This is a genomic window from Qipengyuania sp., from assembly GCF_048550555.1.
Lineage (GTDB): Bacteria > Pseudomonadota > Alphaproteobacteria > Sphingomonadales > Sphingomonadaceae > Qipengyuania.
Window position 1 is genome coordinate 1 of sequence record NZ_JBLYYF010000031.1, and the last position, 18,369, is coordinate 18,369.

Genomic DNA, 18,369 nt, shown 5'->3' on the forward strand with positions numbered 1-18,369 from the left:
GCTCGACGGCGCGGTGGTGCTGCAGGGGTTCGATGCCGCCAGCACAATCGCCTTCACCAACAGCGGCACCATCCTGCAGAAGGGCGTCGGCAGCAACACGGTGGTGATCGCGACGTCCGGCAAGGCAAGCCTTACCAACACGGCCACCGGCCTGATCGACACCGCCAACGCCTTGCCCGCCGGATCGAGCGAGTCTGCCGCCACCACTTTGACGCCGCTGCAATTGAGCGGCGGGGGCCAGTTCACCGTCACCAATGCCGGCACGATCAACGGCTTCCGGACCGAAAAATACGCCATCGAAGCACTCGGCGTCGGTTCGCTCAAGCTGGTCAACTCAGGCACTATCGACACCAATTTCGGGCGCAGCGTGCTGGTCGAGGGCGGGCCCGCGGATATCACGAATTCGGGCACGATGGGCTTCATCCAGCTCGCAGCGGGCGACGACCGGATCGAGAACCTGTCGGGCGGCGCGCTGACATCGGTCGTGCTCGAGGCCGGCGACGACGTATTCATCGGCTGCGCGGGTTCGACGGCAGGCAGTCTCGAAGCCGATGAGGGCGACGACGAGGTCACCCTCGAGGAAGGCGCGCTCGAAGGCACCATCAATCTGGGCGATGGCGACGACACGCTCAACTTCATCGATTACGATCCGGCGGACTTCGCGCTCCTCGAAAAAATCACCGGCGGGGCCGGCGACGATCTGATTACGCTGACGCAGGCCGCGGGCGCCTACCTCCCTTTCGATCTCGATCCGATCACCCAGAATGGATTCGAACGCTTCCACCAGTTCGGTGCGGGGGTCATCGACCTGCGCGGAGCGACCGGCATCGCGCTCGCCTACGACATCTTCGGCGGCACCACCTTGGTCAACGCGACGCTCAACCTGGTCAATTTCACCCTGCATCCGGGCGGTATCATCGGCGGGACCGGCAGCCTCGGCCCGCTGACCAGTATCGGCGGCGTGGTCGCGCCGGGGAACAGCATCGGGACCTTGACGGTGAACGGCAACCTGTCGCTCGATGCGGCGTCGATCTTCCGGGTCGAGGTCGACGATGCGGGGCAGAGCGATCGCCTCGTGGTCAACGGCACGGTGACGCTGGGCGGCGCGACGCTCGACGTGGTTGAGAGCGGCGCCTTCGCAGGGACCGATCCGTTCAACTACACCATCATCGCCAATGACGGCACCGACGCGGTCAGCGGCACCTTTGGAACGGTGCAGAACGATTTCGCATTCCTCAAGGCGATGGTCAGCTACACCGCGGGCGACGGCAACGATGTCGGCCTGACGCTGACCCCGAACGGCGTGGCTCCTCCGCCGCCGCCTCCGCCGCCGCCGCCACCTCCGCCGCCGCCTCCTCCTCCTCCGCCGCCGCCGCCACCTCCGCCGCCACCGCCGCCGCCGCCTCCTCCTCCGCCGCCTCCACCGCCGACGTCGGGTACGGGGCTGTTCCCGACCGTGGCGAAGACCTTCAACCAGACCAATTCCGCCATCCGGCTCGACAATCTCGATCGGACCACGGCGGATGGCGACGCGGTCTATATGGCGGTGCTGTTCACCACCACGCCGCAGGCGCTCGCCGCCTTCGACAGCGCTTCGGGCGAGATCTACGCAACGCTCCTCGCGCAGCAGGCCGATACGGGCCTTGCGCGCAGCCGCCGGCTGATCGCGCGCGGCCAAGAGCAGGCCGGGGAAGGCTGGGGCCTGTGGGGCGGGATCCACGGCCTCATTGGCTCGGCCGACGGCGATGGCAATGCCGCCAAGGCCGACCACGACGGGATCGGGGCCGAGCTGGGGATCGATTATCGCGGCCCCGATAACGGCTGGGCGATCGGTGCCAGCGTCGCCTGGACCGACGGCGGGCTCGATATCCCCGCGCGCGCGAGCCAGGCCGATCTCGAGGGCTGGAGCCTCGGCGCCTATGCCCGCTACGGCACCGGCCATGCCGGGTTCACGCTCTCCGCCGCACTCGATTACTCGGCGGTCCAGGCCGATGTCGCGCGCACCATCTCGATCGCCACCCTCTCGCGCACTGCCACCGGCCATGCCGATTACGACAGCATCGCGCTCGCCGCCGAGGCGCGCTACGGGCTCGGCACGCCGGGCGAAGGCTGGGCATTCGGTCCGCTCGTCTCCATCGCGCATGTCTCGGCCGACTTCGACGGGGTCGACGAGAGCGGCGCCAATGCGCTCGACCTGTCAGGCGGCAGCGCAAGCCACAAGCGCACCCGCTACGGCGGCGGCGCCTTCGCCGGCTGGCAGGGCGAGCACGGAGCGTTCGACCTCTCGGCGCAATATGTCACCGGAGCAACGCGCTTAGCGGAGGTGACGCTCGCGCTCGACGGCGCGGCGGGCGCCCCGCGGCCGGTCCGCTCCTCCGCCACCGACGGCGAAGGCGCCCTCCTCTCCGCCTCGGGCCGGATGGACCTCGGCACAGGCTGGACTCTCTCGGGCGAAGCCCGCGCTCTACTCGGCTCCGACAGCGACAGCGTCGCAGGAAGCGTCAGTATCGGGTGGCGGTTTTAGACGGTGAACCGCATGGCGACTGATTGCCGACCCAGGATTGCGTGGGAGTAGATTGCGCATCTGCAGGCCCGAGCGACTTGCCCACGTCGCTCGGCGCCTCGGCGAACGGCGGCTCTCGGCAGATAACGCCGATGTCTTCAAAGGCCGCAATGAGGGCGCGATGCTGACATTCCCGCAGGCTCGCGACTGATGTTGGAGGTACGAAGGTCGTTTCCATTATCCTTCTTCGTATGTTCTGTGAGAATTTGCCTTTCTATTGATCGAACTCGCGAAGGGCAGCTTCACGAATGCGCGCGACATCCAGATAAGCACGCAAAGTTTCTCGGTGATTGTGCCCAGCAAGCCTAGCAAGCTCATTCAAGATGTCTTCTACGCTGAAATTGGCACCAAACATACGCCGGGCCTCGCTTATCAACTCTATCGCTTTGGTAGTCAGGTAGTATGCACGGAGTGCGTGACCGCTACCTTTGACCTTCGCGCTCTCAAAAGCCGCAGACACGATGTCTTTGATACTTCCGCGACTAAGCGGACCGCCGTCTCGCCAAGATATGAAGATTCGATTGTTATTGCGTCGCTTTGCACCAACGCGGTTCGCGATCAAAGTTTGGCGCCTGCCCCAGACATGATTTAGAAGTCTAATTGCGAGATCGATGGGTACCTCAACTTCACGCTTTTTCCCTCCTTTTTCGACGATTGAGGCGGCTATCACAGTGCGGCCGCGTTCAAGAAGGCCGTTAAGTTGCCGCCTAATCCGGATCTGCTCGCTCTTTGCCTGATACAGGTTGCCAATGCTTTGGGCTTCAATCTCGATGCCTGCACTCTCAAGCATTTTATCAAGCGTTTCGATTTCTAGGCTTTCGACTCCCATAGCTCGAAGGCCAATCCTCGCCTCCACCTGACCAATCAAAAAGTTTCTTTCGCTGAGAAACTGATCATCATAATTCCCGAGTTCTCTGAGAATGCGGCCGACTTCTTCATCGGTGGGAACACGCGGTGCGCGTGACTCCTTGCCCACTTTATATTCCAATTTCATCGACCAGTGGATCAATCCTTGATCGGTGATATTGGACTCCGATAACGTCTCGAAGAACGCTGCAGTAGTTTGCGCCAACGCGGGATCTGAGCGAAGACCCTTATAGAACTGCCAGATCAGCTCCTTTCTACGGTAAGCTCGGGCGGCACTTAATTTTTGCCCCCGGTTTCCTCGGTTCCCCCAGCGATGGTAGTCTGAAGGAAGAGCGTCTTCTAAAGTCTTGTTTCTCTTAGCTAGCCAGTTGAACCAGTCGGCCAAAATATAACATTCTTGCTCAAGCGTGCTTGTTTTAAGGCCTTTGTACACTCCCCTTTCGAAACAAAAGCGCAGGACGTGTTCATCAACTCCTCTGTCCGACCAAACCAGTAGCGCGAAGTCTCGCAAGAGCGCTCCGCCGATCTCCATTTCACCTTTCAATCGATGGACACGTACCCGACTGGCAATTTTAACCATTCGGAGGGCTGCGCTTGGCCGCGCTCAAAGGAATCAAAACGCTCAGTCTTTCGGTAAGTTCAGCGATCTTTGCTTTCGATGATTCAACCATCGCCTCTTTGGCGCGAAGAGCCGCTTCGGCTTCTCTGAGGCGCATTAAAATTTCAGCGTTCTGGCGGCATAGTGCGTCCCGTTCAGACTGGATGAGCCAAGTTTCGACAGACCTATCCTTGGGCGGGCGAGGCCCTCTCATTGATTTGCCAGTCTGAAGCTTCTTAAAGCTTGGTAAGATCCGATCAAATCGAGCACGTAGATCTGCATTTCGCCCACCAGGCGCAGCCACCGAAAAACTTTTCCAAGAGGTCAAGGGAGGCGTATCCCAACTTTGTAGATCTTTGACCTTAGCGATGATCGGATATTCCGGCGGTATAACGCCGCTAGCGGTTGCCTTCTCGAGCAACTCAACCTTCAAGCGGAAGGATTTTCGGGCCTCTCGTTCTGCCATGACGTAAATCAGTCCCGCAAACGGAGTTCTCGCTGCTCTTTAAGGAGTGCGAGACGACTTCGTTCGAGCTTTCTAACCGCAGGCGATCGTTGCGAAAACTCGGCTCGCTCCAAGGCGGCTATAGTCTTGTCGCATACGCTCTCGTTCTCTGGAAACTTGACCCCGTTGGCACAACGACCGCAAATTTCGTCCGAAGCATATGATTGATCTGGACCGCTTTTTACTTGCTCGCCAAACTGTGCGGCAAGCTTCAAACACTCTGCTTGTGCTAGGTCGATGGCGCTCCCAGTGCACTTACAATAGGAGTGACCAAGCTCGTTCGGTTCCAATTGTGTCGCTTTAACAATAGGCGCGATTGCCTCGATGTAGGTGGCTTTTTTAACCTTATCGTCTGCGGTTTCTAAGCAATCTGCGTAAGCTGCAATCTGCTTATATAGCTCACGCTTCAGAAACTCGCCACCGAAGCCTGTCATCGTCTCGCGTCCATCGAGGACGGCCAAGAAGCGCTCTTGGCGGAACTCCTGTCCGGCCTTTTCAAAATCTTCCAATCGCTGCCGCGCGCGATTTTCGTCTTTCTGCGCAATGAACTCGGTGTATTTGCTCTCAGTTATATAGCGGCGCGTTTGATTAGGGTCTGAGTGCCGATAAAAATGCGCAAGCGCGATTAGCTGAGGGAAGCGATAGCGGTTGTAATACGTTACACCGAACCAACGCCGAAATTGGTGAGGGCGCGGTGACCATCTCGAGCCGTCTGCAAGTAGGGGAGTTTCGACAAACTCCGAAAATCGAGTCAAAGCTCGATATATTTGGACTTTGCCAGACCTCTTAACCTCTTCTGGGGGCGCCTCGGATTTTCCTGAACGAACTGCAAGTAGCTCATCAAATGCTACGATCCACGGTTCTCCGGTACGAACGCGCCGCTTCTCAGAAAGCCAACGAAGGACATCCACGGCTGCTTTAACGGTAGCTGGGATGGGGATTTCATCAACACCCCGCAAAGTCTTCGCGATATAGCATCTGAGCGATAGACCGATATCGGTCTCGATAATACAATCATGTCTAAGAGAGTTTATCTCATTGTGCCTGCGAGCGGAAAAAGCGGCGATAACTATCACGCATGCTATCAGCAGATACTCAAAGAGTATTGTCCTTAGGCTAGGTCTGGTCCTGCCTTCTCGGGCGGCCTCAAAGTAAGCGCCATGGACCGGCCATGGAGAGCCGGGCTCGTTTAATCCGCATGTAGGCTCAAAAACAGCTAGAGCATCCTGAATAGCGCGCTCATGTGGGCGCCAATGCCCATCTGGACCAGTTAATTCATTGGTTCGTCGCTCGATGTCTTCGATGAGGCGCTGAATATCGGGTGCATAATCGTGAACCCAAACCAACGCCTTGTCTATTAGGTAGCACGCCTGCTGGGCCGGAACCGTGAAGGTGCGCTCCGCTTCTCTATCAGTAATGGACCTCGCTATTGATTGCCGAGTTTCTCCAGGAAAGGGGATGAAACCAAGCGGGTCATGGCTGAGCTTCGAGGAGAATGTATGTAAAGCGAAAAGCGGAGAGAAGAAATTCGCTACGCGGTTCTCTGTCGGAACTATATCATCTTTGCTGACTGAATTTTTGCGGGGAACTGGCAATCCCTGTTCCGCTACTAGTTCCCAAATCTCGCGCCGCAATGAAGGAGGAACGCTCGTCATGTTCGGTACGCCAAGCTCCCTTAGGAGGGCGTTAGATGCGAATTTAACTTTGGTGCCTTTGAGGTAAGTAGGCAACTCCCTCCTTCCCGATTGAGTTTCCAGTTTTATGGCCTGGAAAGCTTCGGCGACTGGAGGGAGCCCTGCGATGCCGCGAGTTCTGACCGATCCGCGAAGATTCTCAAGAACGTCTGGAGTTAAATCTGAATTGCGGTAGATGCCGATCCCAATACGCCAGCGTACAAACTGCAGATAATTTCTGACAAATATGGCTGCTACTTTTCCTCCTGTTATTGACCCCACTCTTATAGAGCAAAGCAGCAGCAGCTTCGCAGTGAGCAGATCTTTATCGAACTGAAAGTCAGACAATAGTTGGTTAGAAGCAATTGGGACATCGAACGATATGGGGACGCTTGCCGCCCGAAATTCCGCTGCATCCTCTAAGCGAATTACCCATCGATTTTCTAAGAGGGATCCGGATATCAACCAAGGAGGAATCGGATATTCGCTAAGCACCATTTCATGAAGGGTTCGCTCTGCTCGACGCTTCTCAGTTTTAGATTCTGGTGTGGGCTGGGCGCGTTTCATGTGGGTATCTAGAATGCCCGGAACGGCTCGAGTTTGCCGTCTGCCAGTTTGTGGAGAATATCATCGGCAATCGCTTTGAATCGCTCTGCACGGGGGCCAGAAGATAGGTTGTTCCAAATGGCAATCGATAGCGCGTGGAGAGGTAGCCATATGCTGACCCAACGACTCGGGTTTCTCGCGAAAAACTCGTCTTGTGCATGATCGAGAGAAAGCCTGAGTAGGGCGGCCGAAGCCATTCCTGAACTGGTATCTGAATACTCGATTGGCGTCAGTTCCAGTTCGGCAGACCCTAGAGGAGTGCAAAGGTCGACATTCTCGTAGAATGCAAGACCGCACTCTAATGCTCTTTCGCGCAGTCGATCGAAAGCCAAAGTAGGAACTGATTGGCTTGTACTATCATTTTTTGCAGGCGCTACGACCGCAACTTCAAGTAGGTTTTGGAAATCACGTATCTGCTCCTCCAGATGGATTCGGATATAGGGCCGGTTTAAGTAATTTTGGAATGTGGTTTTGGAGCTCTGATGGTTTGCTGAGACTGCGGCAAGCTCGACATCCCCATTGCGACCAGTTGCCTTCATTTGAATGACGGTCGGTCGAATATGTTTGCGTCGAATTGGAAGCCCACCAATAATCGGGTCATCGGCGTGATCTGTCAGCAGGCGGGTCCACCAATCCCGAAAGTTCCCTGCGCTCGCCTTCCTAACCTCTCCAGCATTATTCAATCCAGTAGGTAAGATCCAAAGCCAGTCTTCAACGTTATCGCCTCCGAGGCGGTCTGAGCGAGGAGCGCCATCTTGGGCATGACTGGCTGAGCGCTTCGCCGATTCTTCTTTCGCTCGGCGTCTGATTGGTTCCGAAATCTCAAGCCAAATATCGATGGCTCGCTTGCCTGAGATTTTATATCCCATCGAATTGAGAAACACCTGTCCTCCGCCAAGAATTGCTTGAACTCTCCTGGGTCTAGGACGGTTCTTAATCGAAGACAAAACGTGGAGGTCCACTCGTCCGGAGCTTGGTTGGCCCACGAACGGCTCAGAGGAAAGATCATTGCAGGATTGAACGTTGAAGCCCGACTCAATCAGTACAATCGTATACGCTGCAACCAACGCCCTGGTCCCACCTTCAAGGAATTCAGCTACTCTCTGCGGGCCACCATGAAGCGTTACGAGGTGCCGAATACCGTGCGTAGACCAATCGTTGCTGCCACTAACTTTGCCATCATGATTTTCGACAATATGGGCTAAGAGGTTCGCCAATTGCATTTCAGCGTCGTTAGTCGGAAAGCATGCCTCCACTATCCAAGGTAATTTGGACTTCCTTTTGGCGAAATCTGGAATACTCGCCAGCCGGAATTCAGCCCGTCGAAGGGTCGATGGGTCTTGAAGGTCTTTTCTGGACAGAAGTTCTTGGCCGCGCTTGTAGGTTTCATGGCACTCTATCAATTCTGCCTCTGCAATCGTCCTCAATCGATTTAGCCGCTCTCCATTTCGAGCGACTGTGCGAGCATAGAGGCCGGCGGTGCTGTTGCTATGACGATCTAGTTTGCCGTCAGTGAACTCGAGCTCGCCCAAGGAGGGCGTAACCCCCCTCTTTCTCTTCAGTGTACATTTTAGAGTTTTGATTTTCGGCCAGCCCATGGGTGTGGCGAGGCTCCGTATCGCCGCAGAAAGTGCCTCGATAACAGGTCGACGAGTCGTGTGATTTGATGTCGTGAATATTGACCGGTCGTTGGGGTCGTTGGCGCGAGAGACGAAGTCGGACAATGCATGCTCAAAATCATCAGCATTGATCGCGGAAAATTCACATGCGATCAGCTTTTCTCGGACCAGCCGAAGCGGCGCCGCAGCCTGTGGTTCATCAGCTCGATGGAAAAGGTCAATTAACCACCTGCGGAGTCCAGCTGCGCGTTTGGAATTCGAGGATGGGGGTCCGTCGATCCATTTCAAGGTGAACTCATCGAGGAGCTTGCCTGTGAAGGCCGGGCCGTAAAGCTTTCGGATCTCACCAAGATTGACAAGTTCACCCGCGAGCCGAACCGACGAGAAAGGAACTGCTTCTAATTCCCGATTTGCAATGGGCCTCTGAGACAATGCGATGTGGGGTCGCTGTCCACTCCCGCAAACGCGGCCAGGCACGGAGGTGATCGGCACGCGCTAAACTACACTCGTGTCAGCAACACGGGGAGATTGTCGACACTCTAGTTGCACCTTCATCAACCCTTTCGGAACCAGAATTGGGCGGATTATGGTGCAATTAAAAATGCGTGAGTCAAGTCTAAAATGTGACATAAAAGTGCGCAGGAAAAATAACCACAAACAAAAAGGCCCATAGGATAGTTGTGGAAGTCTTCCTAAAAGACCCAGAAATTACCTCAAAGTTCCTTAATGTTAGGAAATTCCTTGGATGCGTTCAGGGAGCAATGGGCATTTTGCCAAGGGTCTTTTCAGAATGTTTCTCGCGATCCAGATGTCATCTTTGAGAAGCCGCAAAACTTTCGGGCCGATGCGTTCGGCGACCATAAGTCGTCCCTCCCGCAATTGATCGCGCGATCTGACGGGCGGGCGTTCGCTTGAAGGGTGGGCGTTGGCGAAGGAGAGGGTACTAAGGTTCGCGCCGCCCGGACAGTAGGCTACTCTGGCGAGGCTTCTCAAAAATCAGCAGAATAGCAGCAGCTTTTGCAGATAGAGTAGGGTTCAAAGCTTCAAAAGGACGCCTTCCTTGGGCAGGTCGGCTGGCGACAGGTTGATCGTGATCCGCTTGGGCGGCAGCGCGAGCCCCATGCTGGCGAGCGCGGCGCGCACCCGCTCCTTGCTCTCGCCGACCGCCTTGTCCGCGAGACCGACGATATTGAATTTGGGCAGGCCGGGCGCGACCGAGCACTGCACTTCCACGCCACGCGCTTCGAGCCCCAGATAGGCCACTGTTTTGACCAGTGCGACCAGCGTTAATCCCCGCCTCCGTGTTCGCACTTGGACGATGACGCGAAAGGCCCCGCTTGTCGAGGAGAAAGCACCTCCGGATCGGAGCTGAAGAATTATGGTTAACAGCGGGTTAGCCATAGGTCTTGAGCGGCTGGAAAGCGGTTGGGCGGCAAAACCTTGCCATGTCCCGAATCGCAGCCCTCCTCCTCTCCGCTTTCGCCGCGCTGATCGCGGTCCCCGCCTCCGCCCAGTCGCTGACGCTGGTCAGCCTCCCGGTCGTCTACGTGTCGAACCCGGTGGTCCAGCAGACGCACCACGGACGCAAGGTCGCACCCGCCACCGTGGTGCGTCCGGCGATGCCGCAGGCAGAACGGCAGGAGCTCGCCGCGGTCCGGCCGCAGACCTATCAGCCGGCAGCGCTGCCGGTGTGGAAGGCGCCGCCTTTCATCGACCGCCGCTTCCGCGACTACAACCGCGGGATCGCGCAGTACGGGCCGTTCCGCGTGATCGACGAACGCCGCGTCGCGCTGGTCGGCGAAACCGACGCCTCCACCCCGCGCTACTTCCGCGCCATGCTGCGCGATTTCCCCGGCCTCGAGCAGCTCGACATGGTCGAATGCCCCGGTACGCAGGACGACCGCGCCAACCTCACGGTCGGCCGGATGATTCGCGACGCGGGCCTCGTCACTCATGTCCCCGCGATCGGCTCGGTCCGTTCGGGCGCAGTCGAACTGTTCCTCGCCGGCGTCGAGCGCGACATTGCCGAAGGTGCCGAATTCGCGGTGCACAGCTGGATGGACCCCTATGGTCGCGAGGCCGAAGACTTCTCCATGGATGCGCCCGAGAATCGCCAGTATCTCGACTATTACCGCGAAATGGGCATGAGCGCCGAGCAGGCTCGCGCCTTCTACGACTTCACCAATTCGGTGCCGCACCGCCGGGCGCTGTGGCTCGCCGCGAGCGACATGCGCCGCTGGTCGGGCCGCCCGCAGCAGGCCAAGACTCCCGCGCGCCGCAATCTGGTGAAGCCGGCCCCCACGCTGGCCTATGCCAACGTCACTTTTTCTTGACGGGCAGGGCACATTCGCCTAGGCGCGCGGCCCTGTAAGGCGGTCGCTCGCAGGGGCGGCCCTTTTTGTTGGCGCGATTCGTGTGTGCCGGCAGCCAACCAATTTTTTGTAAGGACGATCCGATGAAGCGGACATTCCAGCCCTCGAACCTCGTGCGCTCGCGCCGCCACGGTTTCTTCGCTCGCAAGGCTACCCCGGGTGGCCGCAAGGTCCTGCGCGCCCGCCGCGCCCGTGGCCGCAAGAAGCTCTGCGCGTAATGTGATCCGCCGCGCCTCACGGTGCGGCGCCAATCACGAACCAGCCAGCGGGCTCCCCTCGGGGAGCCCGTTCGCGTATGTAACGCCGATGCACCCTTCGCTTTCCGTGATCCGCAAGCGCAGCGATTTCCTCGCCGCGAATCGCGGCCTGCGCGTGGCGCGTCCGGGCTTCGTGCTGCTTGCCCGGCCCAATGACGGGCAGGGCAAGCGCTACGGCATCACCGTGACCAAGAAGATCGGCAATGCCGTGGTGCGCAACCGCATGAAGCGGCGCTTTCGCGAATTGCTGTGGGCGGCGCTGCCCGAAGCGGGCCTGCCCGATCACGACCATATCCTGATCGGCCGCGAAGGCGGGGTGGAGCGCGATTTCGCCCTGCTGCGCGCGGAACTTGCCGCCGCGCTTTCGCGTGCCGCCGAGGGCAAGGGCGACCGGCCGCGCACCCCGCGCTACCACCGGAGCCGGCGCGCATGAAGTATCCGCTGATCTGGATCGCGCGCCTGTGGCAGCTCGGCCCGAGCCGAATCCTGCCGTCCACCTGCCGCTATCACCCCTCGTGCAGCCAATACGCCATCGAGGCATTGGGAAAATACGGCGCGATCAAGGGTGGATGGATGGCGCTCAAGCGTATAATGCGCTGCCAACCCTGGGGCGGCCACGGCCACGACCCGGTGCCCTAGTGCTGTCTTGACAGACTAAGACACCACCCCACATTCATGATTTCGACCGGACAAAGACGGGACCGACCTTGGACAATCATCGCAATTTGATCGTCGCTATAGCGCTTTCCTTCCTGCTGCTGGTGGGCTGGAATTCGGCGATGGACTATTTCTACCCGCAGCCCGATGCGCCGGCCGCGGGCAAGGTCGACACGCCGACCGAGCAGGCGGCCACCGCGGACGATGCGTCCAAGGCCGAGGCGACCCAGCACACGCGCACCGGCGGGCTCGTCGATCCCGAACTGCGCGCGCTCGAGAAGGCCGATCTGAAGACCGCGCTCGCCAGTGCCGACCGCCTGCCGATCGACGGCCCCCGCGTCGCCGGATCGATCAACCTCAAGGGCGGTGTGCTCGACGACGTCGTGCTCAAGGACCATATGGAAGGCACCGGCAAGGACAGCGAGCCGGTCCGCCTGTTCTCGCCCAACGGCACGCCGGCGCAGCAGTTCGCGCAGTTCGGCTATCTCATCAACGGCACGCGCATCGCCGACGATGCCGTGTGGCAGGCCGACGGCCGCGTGCTGACGCAGGATACGCCGGTCACGCTGACGCACGATCTCGGCGACGGCATCACGGCGAAAATCCGCTATGCGATCGACGACAACTACATGTTCACCGTCGAGCAGAGCGTCGCCAATACCGGGTCCGTTCCGGCGGTCGTCCAGCCCTATGGCTATGTCAACCGCACCAGCCGCACCGCCAGTCAGGATTTGTGGATCGCGCATTCGGGCCCGATCGGCGTGTTCGGCGACGCAGCCGATTACGACGTCGATTACGACGATGTCGACGAGGCGCAGACGATCACCCCTGCCGGGCGCGCAAGCTGGTCGGGCTTCACCGACATCTACTGGCTCGCCGCGCTGGTCCCGCAGGACGGCGCCGCCCCCGCCACCACCTTCCGCGCGCTGGGCGACGAGACCTACCGCGCGGACATGATCTACGACGCGGTCACCCTGCCCGCGGGCAAGGCGCTGACCACCACCTCGCGCCTCTATGCCGGTGCCAAGGAAAGCACCGTGCTCGACAGCTACGAGGATGCGGGCCTGCAGAAATTCGGCCTCGCGATCGACTGGGGCTGGTTCCGCTGGTTCGAGAAGCCGTTCCTGTGGCTGCTGCGCAATATCTACGAGCTGGTCGGCAATTTCGGGATCGCGATCATGATCCTGACGCTGATCGTGCGCGGGGCGATGTTCCCGATCGCGCAGAAGGGCTTCGCCAGCATGGCCTCGATCAAGGCGATCCAGCCGAAGATGAAGGCCATCCAGGAGAAGTACAAGGACGACAAGCAGGTCCAGCAGCAGAAGATCATGGAGCTGTACAAGACCGAGAAGGTCAATCCGGTGGCGGGCTGCCTGCCCATGCTGCTGCAGATCCCGGTCTTCTTCGCGCTCTACAAGGTGCTCGTGCTCGGCATCGAGATGCGCCACCGCGAATTCCTCTGGATCAAGGATCTCGCCGCGCCCGATCCGGCCAACCTCGCCAATGCGCTGTCGCTGGTCGGCATCCAGGTCCCGCAGTTCCTGATGGTGATTTTCGGCCTCGGCGTGCTCGCCGTCATGCTCGGCTTCACCATGTGGATGACCTTCAAGCTCAACCCGAGCCAGATGGACCCGACGCAGCAGCAGATCTTCAACATCATGCCGTGGATCCTGATGTTCGTCATGGCGCCCTTCGCCGCAGGGCTGCTGCTCTACTGGGTGACCTCCAACCTGCTCACGCTGGCGCAGCAGAAATATCTCTATTCCAAGCATCCGCAGATGCGCGCGATGATCGAGGAAGAGAAGGCGAAGAAGGCGGCCGAAGCCGCAGCCAAGGCCGGATGATGACCGAGGAAGAAGCCGCCGCGCGGGCCGAGCTCGAACGGCGGGCGAACAGACTGTTCTCGGGGCGGGTGGATTTCCTCCTCTCGGCCCCGCAGCTCAAGTTCCTGCCCGAACCGACCGTGCCCGAGATCGCCTTTTGCGGGCGCTCGAACGTCGGCAAGAGCTCGCTGCTCAACGCGCTCACCGGGCGCAAGGCGATCGCGCGCGCCTCGGTCACGCCGGGCCGTACGCAGGAACTCAACTTCTTCGAGGTCGGCGACCCGACGCTGTTCCGCCTCGTCGACATGCCCGGCTATGGCTTCGCCAAGGCGCCGGTGAAGGTCGTCGAGAAGTGGAAGAACCTCGTGAAGACCTATCTCCGCGGCCGCCCCGTGCTGGCGCGCACGCTGGTGCTGGTCGACGGGCGTCACGGCCCCAAGGACGTCGACCGCGAGATGATGAAGATGCTCGACGAGGCGGCCGTGGGCTACCGCGTCGTGCTGACCAAGGCCGACAAGATGAAGGCCAGCGAGCTCGCCAAGGTCATCGAGGCGACCGAAGCCGAGGCGCGCAAGCATGTTGCCGCTTACCCCGAGATCCACGTCACCAGCGCGGAGAAGGGCATGGGCATTGGCGAACTAAGGGCTGCGGTGCTGGGCGACGCAGGGGTTTAAGGCCGCGCTTCGAGCTGGAGCCCAAGCGTAAGCTTCAGTTCCACACAAATCCAGCACGCTGTCATGGAACTTCCTGAGTCTCATCGAATGAGGTTGGCAATCAGAAGAGCCGAAAATTGCATAATGGCTAAAAGCAGAGACAAAGTAAAACGTCGGTAGATGGCAAGCGTGAATGCCACAATTCCGGATAGTACGAACGCCGTATCGAAAATGTACATCGCCACGGTAAAATTCTCGGGTGCGAACATCATTCCTGCGATTAGGCCCGCGGCTAAAGATAAAAGCAGCGCGAATGTTGCAACGACCATGGCGCAAAGCTTGAACAAGCGAGTTTCTGAGAGCATCCGGCTTCCCTGCCTGGTTTAACTTGCAAACAGCATATCGTCGCTGGCAAACGCCTTCATCTCGAGCGCATTGCCGCTGGGATCGCGGAAGAACATCGTCGCTTGTTCGCCGGGCTGCCCCTTGAACCGGATGGTCGGCTCGATGGCGAACTCCACCCCCGCCGCCGTCAGCCGCTCGGCGAGGTCCTGCCAGTCCTCCATCGCCAGCACGATGCCGAAATGCGGCACCGGCACGCCGTGGCCGTCGACATGGTTGCTCGCACGGTCGCCCGCGCCGCCAGGCGCGAGATGCGCGACGATCTGGTGGCCGTAGAAATCGAAGTCGATCCACTCTTCGGACGAGCGGCCCTCGCGGCAGCCCATCGCCCCGCCATAGAAGGCGCGCGCCTGCGCAAGGTCGTCGACGGGAAAGGCGAGGTGGAAGGGGCGCAGGCTCATGGCGTTGGTCTAGCCCAGCCGTCGTTCGTCGCCTAGCCTCTCCGTTCAGCCTCGACAGCACCAAGCTGAACCTCTACCGCGCCCCACGAAAGGTGGGCACGGGCATGAAACTGATCATCGGCAACAAGAACTATTCGAGCTGGTCGCTGCGCGGCTGGCTCGCGGCCAAGCAGTCGGGGCTCTCGTTCGAGGAGATTACCGTGCCGATGTTCGGCGAGGCTTGGGACGAGCTCAAGTCGAACGACGGCGGCACGCAGCCTTCCTCGGGCAAGGTGCCGATCCTGTGGGACGAGGAGGCGGTGGTGTGGGACAGCCTCGCGATCCTCGAATATCTCGCCGACAAGGTCGGGCGCGACCGCTTCTGGCCCAAGGACCCGGTGGCGCGCGGCATGGCGCGCTCGATGGTCGCCGAAATGCATTCCTCCTATCAGGCGCTGCGCAGCGAATGCCCGATGAACGTGCGCAAGCGCTTCGACGGCTTCGAACCGAGCGAGGCCTGCCGCGGCGACATCCTCCGCGTCCTCGGCCTGTGGGCGGAGGCGCGCAGCCGCTTCGGCAGCGGCGGGCCCTTCCTGTTCGGCACTTTCGGCGCGGCGGACGTGTTCTTCGCCCCCGTCGTGTCACGCTTCATCAGCTATCAGATCGCGGTCCCCGGCTTCGCCGCCGCCTATATGCAGGCGGTGTGGGAGCATGAGTGGCTGCAGGCCTGGATCGAGGCATCGGAAAACGAAGAATGGGTCATCGAACAATACGAAACCATCGCCTGAACGCGCTGGCGGCACTCGCCGCGCTCGCGACATTGCTGCTTCCCGCGAAGGCGCAGGCCTGGGGCTTCTACGCGCATACGGTCACCGCCGATATCGCGCTGGAGAACGTGCGTCCCGACACGCGGGCCAGAATCGCGCGCCTGCTCAAGGCCTCGCCCATGCTCGGCACGCCCGATTGCGCGCTCGATACGCTTCAGGACGCCGCCGTCTGGCCAGACTGCCTGCGCGGGCAATACTGGCGCTGGGGCTATACCTTCGCCTGGCACTACCAGACCGAGCCGGTGACCGAGGACTACGACGTCCGCAAGAACTGCTCGGGGCTCAATTGCGTCAGCGCGCAGATCGAGCGCAACGAGCGGATCCTCGCCGACGAGAGCCTGCCCGACAATGTCCGCGTCGAGGCGCTCGCCTTCCTCGTCCATTTCATCGGCGACATCCACATGCCGCTCCATTCGGGCGATCTCGACGATCGCGGCGGCAACGACCGCAAGGCCGATTACGGCATCGTCCCGGGCCTCAACCTGCACTGGATCTGGGACGGGCCGCTGGCCGAGCGCGCGATCAGCGGCGACCCGCCCATCGCGCGGCGCTATTCGGCGGCCGAGCGGGCCGAGCTGGCGGGTGGAGCGTCGGCCGACTGGGGGCGCGAGAGCTGGGAGATCGCGCGCAGCTTCGTCTATCCCGAAACCTTCGGCTGCGACCCCTGCACGGGCGAGCTGCCGCGCGAGACCGCGCTGTCGCAGGAACTGATCGTCCGCTCGGCCCCGATCGCGCGGCGCCGCGTGCTTCAGGCGGGGCTGCGCATGGCCGAATATCTCGACAAAGCGTTCGAACCCGGGCCGCTGCCCGAGCCGGCGCGCGACTAGGGAATGCGCTTCGTCGGATAGGGCGTGCCGTCCTTGCGGGCATAGCCGTCTGGACCGAAGACCATGTCGATGTCGGGATATTCGCCCGAGTCCCTGGCCTTGTCGCCCGCGCTGACGGCGACGAAGACGCAGTCCTCGTCCGATCGGTTGTGCAGCCGGTGGCCGTTCTCGACCCCGGCGGCCCAGGCCAGCACATCGCCCGGTCGCACCACGGTTTCGCCCGCGTCTTCGATCAGCACGGCTTCGCCCGCGATCATCACCAGGAGCTCGTCCTCCACCCGGTGCCAGTGGCGCTGCGAGGAATAGGCACCCGGCTTCAGCGTGACATGGCTCGCGCCCATCTGCGTCAGCCCGGCTGCCGGTGCGAGGCGGCGATACCAGCGGCCTTTGACATCGGCATCGAAGGGGGCGGGATAGCCCGTCGTATTGGTCTGGGGGATGGCGTCGAGATCGAGCTTGGGCATTGTCGCGCACTCCTGCTAGCGGATGCAGAATGACCGATGTTCTCGATCTCGCCAAGCGGCTGATGGCCGCTGAAAGCATCACCCCGGCCAGCGGGCCGGTGTTCGATGCGATGGAAGCGATGCTCGCCCCGCTCGGCTTCGAGGTCACCCGCTTCACCCGCGGCGCGGGCGAGGCGGGCAGTCCCGAAGAGCCGGTCGAGAATCTCTTCGCGATCCGGCGCGGGCCCGAAGGATCGAAGCATTTCGCCTTTGCCGGCCATCTCGACGTCGTCCCGCCGGGCGGCGGCTGGGCCTCCGAACCCTTCGCGCCCGAAGAACGCGGCGAGCTGCTCTACGGGCGCGGGGCGGTCGACATGAAGGGCTCGATCGCCTGCATGGTCGACGCGGTGCGCGAGGTGCCCGCCGAGGCCGGAACGGTGAGCTTCATCATCACCGGCGACGAGGAAGGCCCCGCGCTCCACGGCACGCGCGCGCTGATCGACTTCATGCGCGAGCACGGCCACCAGCCCGACCTTTGCCTCGTCGGCGAGCCGACTTCGGTAAACCGCCTCGGCGACATGATGAAGATCGGCCGGCGCGGCTCGGTCAATATCTTCCTCGAGGTCGAGGGCACGCAGGGCCACGTCGCCTATCCGCACCTCGCCGACAATCCGATCCCCAAGCTGGTCGCCATGCTCGCCGAACTCGACGCGCTGGTGCTCGACGAGGGCACCGACTGGTTCCAGCCCTCCAACCTCGAGATCACCGAGATCGAGGTCGGCAATCCGGCGCACAACGTCATTCCCGAGAAGGCGAAGGCGCGCATCTCGATCCGCTTCAACGATTGCCACTCGGGCGCCTCGCTGTCGGCCAAGGTCAGCGCGATCGCCGAGAAACATGGCGGCACCGCCCTGCCGATCGTCTCGGGCGAGCCCTTCCTGACGCCGCCGGGCACCTTCTCAAGCATCATCGCCGCGGCGGTGAGGGCGGAGACCGGGCTCGAGCCCGAGCCGTCGACCACCGGGGGCACCTCCGACGCGCGTTTCCTGCGCGCCGTGTGCCCGGTGATCGAATTCGGCCTGTGCAACGCAACCATGCACAAGCGCGACGAGGCGGTGGCCATCGAGGACCTTTCGACGCTAAGCCGCATCTACGCGCGGATTGCCCGCGACGCCTTGGCCGCTTGATCTTTTCAAACCGTCATTGCGAGCGTAGCGAAGCAATCCTGGGAGGGGCGCATGGCGCTCTGGATTGCCGCGGCGACTGCGTCGCCTCGCAATGACACGCAAATGGGGTA

Annotated in this window: 17 protein-coding genes and 1 pseudogene; 10 read left to right on the plus strand and 8 right to left on the minus strand. The window is 60.9% G+C overall.

Translation table 11 applies throughout. The features are described 5' to 3' along the window. Positions 1-2,524, plus strand: a 2,524-nt coding sequence (locus tag ACN4E0_RS07245) for an autotransporter outer membrane beta-barrel domain-containing protein (protein ID WP_419566843.1), incomplete at its 5' end; no start/stop codon positions are given. A gap of 253 nt (positions 2,525-2,777) precedes the next feature. Here ACN4E0_RS07245 and ACN4E0_RS07250 read toward each other — a convergent pair. The 5 genes and pseudogenes from ACN4E0_RS07250 to ACN4E0_RS07270 form a co-directional block, all read right to left on the minus strand. Further along, positions 2,778-3,962 (minus strand): hypothetical protein, encoded by a 1,185-nt coding sequence (locus ACN4E0_RS07250; protein WP_419566844.1) that lies wholly within the window; start codon positions 3,960-3,962, stop codon positions 2,778-2,780. A 40-nt stretch (positions 3,963-4,002) separates the two neighbouring features. Further along, a complete protein-coding gene (locus ACN4E0_RS07255; RefSeq protein ID WP_419566845.1) occupies positions 4,003-4,494 on the minus strand; it encodes a hypothetical protein in 492 nt (163 codons plus the stop codon). A gap of 8 nt (positions 4,495-4,502) precedes the next feature. Next, on the minus strand, positions 4,503-6,773 hold the full coding sequence (locus ACN4E0_RS07260; RefSeq protein WP_419566846.1) for a hypothetical protein: 2,271 nt from the start codon (positions 6,771-6,773) through the stop codon (positions 4,503-4,505). 8 nt (positions 6,774-6,781) lie between these two features. After that, positions 6,782-8,923, minus strand: a complete 2,142-nt coding sequence (locus tag ACN4E0_RS07265; RefSeq protein WP_419566847.1) for a hypothetical protein — start codon at positions 8,921-8,923, stop codon at positions 6,782-6,784. Positions 8,924-9,484: 561 nt separating this feature from the next. After that, a pseudogene (locus ACN4E0_RS07270) lies at positions 9,485-9,715 on the minus strand (magnesium chelatase domain-containing protein); the annotation flags it as partial. Between the two features lie 161 nt (positions 9,716-9,876). Between ACN4E0_RS07270 and ACN4E0_RS07275 the strand changes: the two are divergent. From ACN4E0_RS07275 to yihA, 6 genes are all read left to right on the plus strand, one after another. Continuing rightward, the gene (locus tag ACN4E0_RS07275) at positions 9,877-10,764 is read left to right on the plus strand and encodes an alpha/beta hydrolase (RefSeq protein ID WP_419566848.1); all 888 of its coding nucleotides are present in this window, start codon (positions 9,877-9,879) and stop codon (positions 10,762-10,764) included. Between the two features lie 122 nt (positions 10,765-10,886). Further along, complete coding sequence (gene rpmH, locus ACN4E0_RS07280) at positions 10,887-11,021, plus strand: 50S ribosomal protein L34 (protein WP_370031342.1); 135 nt, start codon at positions 10,887-10,889, stop codon at positions 11,019-11,021. Between the two features lie 88 nt (positions 11,022-11,109). After that, positions 11,110-11,493: a ribonuclease P protein component gene (gene rnpA, locus ACN4E0_RS07285; RefSeq protein ID WP_419566849.1), complete on the plus strand. Its 384-nt coding sequence runs from the start codon at positions 11,110-11,112 to the stop codon at positions 11,491-11,493. Further along, entirely contained in the window at positions 11,490-11,699 is a 210-nt protein-coding gene (gene yidD, locus ACN4E0_RS07290; protein ID WP_419566850.1) for a membrane protein insertion efficiency factor YidD, read from the plus strand. Before rnpA ends, yidD begins: the two co-directional genes overlap by 4 nt. Positions 11,700-11,785: 86 nt before the next feature. Then, complete coding sequence (yidC, locus tag ACN4E0_RS07295; RefSeq protein ID WP_419566851.1) at positions 11,786-13,561, plus strand: membrane protein insertase YidC; 1,776 nt, start codon at positions 11,786-11,788, stop codon at positions 13,559-13,561. Continuing rightward, positions 13,561-14,214, plus strand: a complete 654-nt coding sequence (gene yihA, locus ACN4E0_RS07300) for a ribosome biogenesis GTP-binding protein YihA/YsxC (RefSeq protein WP_370031334.1) — start codon at positions 13,561-13,563, stop codon at positions 14,212-14,214. The genes yidC and yihA overlap by 1 nt, the downstream gene beginning before the upstream one ends. 80 nt (positions 14,215-14,294) lie before the next feature. On the opposite strand, the gene ACN4E0_RS07305 is transcribed toward yihA, so the two are convergent. Together ACN4E0_RS07305 and ACN4E0_RS07310 are read right to left on the minus strand one after the other, a co-directional pair. After that, entirely contained in the window at positions 14,295-14,558 is a 264-nt protein-coding gene (locus ACN4E0_RS07305) for a hypothetical protein (protein WP_419566852.1), read from the minus strand. A gap of 18 nt (positions 14,559-14,576) precedes the next feature. Next, positions 14,577-14,996: a VOC family protein gene (locus ACN4E0_RS07310; protein WP_419566853.1), complete on the minus strand. Its 420-nt coding sequence runs from the start codon at positions 14,994-14,996 to the stop codon at positions 14,577-14,579. Positions 14,997-15,100: 104 nt separating this feature from the next. Between ACN4E0_RS07310 and ACN4E0_RS07315 the strand changes: the two genes are divergently transcribed. Together ACN4E0_RS07315 and ACN4E0_RS07320 are read left to right on the plus strand one after the other, a co-directional pair. Next, positions 15,101-15,763, plus strand: coding sequence for a glutathione S-transferase family protein (locus ACN4E0_RS07315; RefSeq protein ID WP_419566854.1), 663 nt, complete (start codon positions 15,101-15,103; stop codon positions 15,761-15,763). Next, the gene (locus ACN4E0_RS07320) at positions 15,730-16,629 is read left to right on the plus strand and encodes a S1/P1 nuclease (protein ID WP_419566855.1); all 900 of its coding nucleotides are present in this window, start codon (positions 15,730-15,732) and stop codon (positions 16,627-16,629) included. The genes ACN4E0_RS07315 and ACN4E0_RS07320 overlap by 34 nt, the downstream gene beginning before the upstream one ends. On the opposite strand, the gene ACN4E0_RS07325 is transcribed toward ACN4E0_RS07320, so the two are convergent. Then, complete coding sequence (locus ACN4E0_RS07325; protein WP_419566856.1) at positions 16,626-17,093, minus strand: cupin domain-containing protein; 468 nt, start codon at positions 17,091-17,093, stop codon at positions 16,626-16,628. The two genes, ACN4E0_RS07320 and ACN4E0_RS07325, sit on opposite strands and share 4 nt — an antisense overlap. Positions 17,094-17,122: 29 nt before the next feature. Between ACN4E0_RS07325 and dapE the strand changes: the two genes are divergently transcribed. Then, positions 17,123-18,259, plus strand: a complete 1,137-nt coding sequence (gene dapE, locus ACN4E0_RS07330; RefSeq protein ID WP_419566857.1) for a succinyl-diaminopimelate desuccinylase — start codon at positions 17,123-17,125, stop codon at positions 18,257-18,259. Positions 18,260-18,369 lie beyond the last annotated feature (110 nt).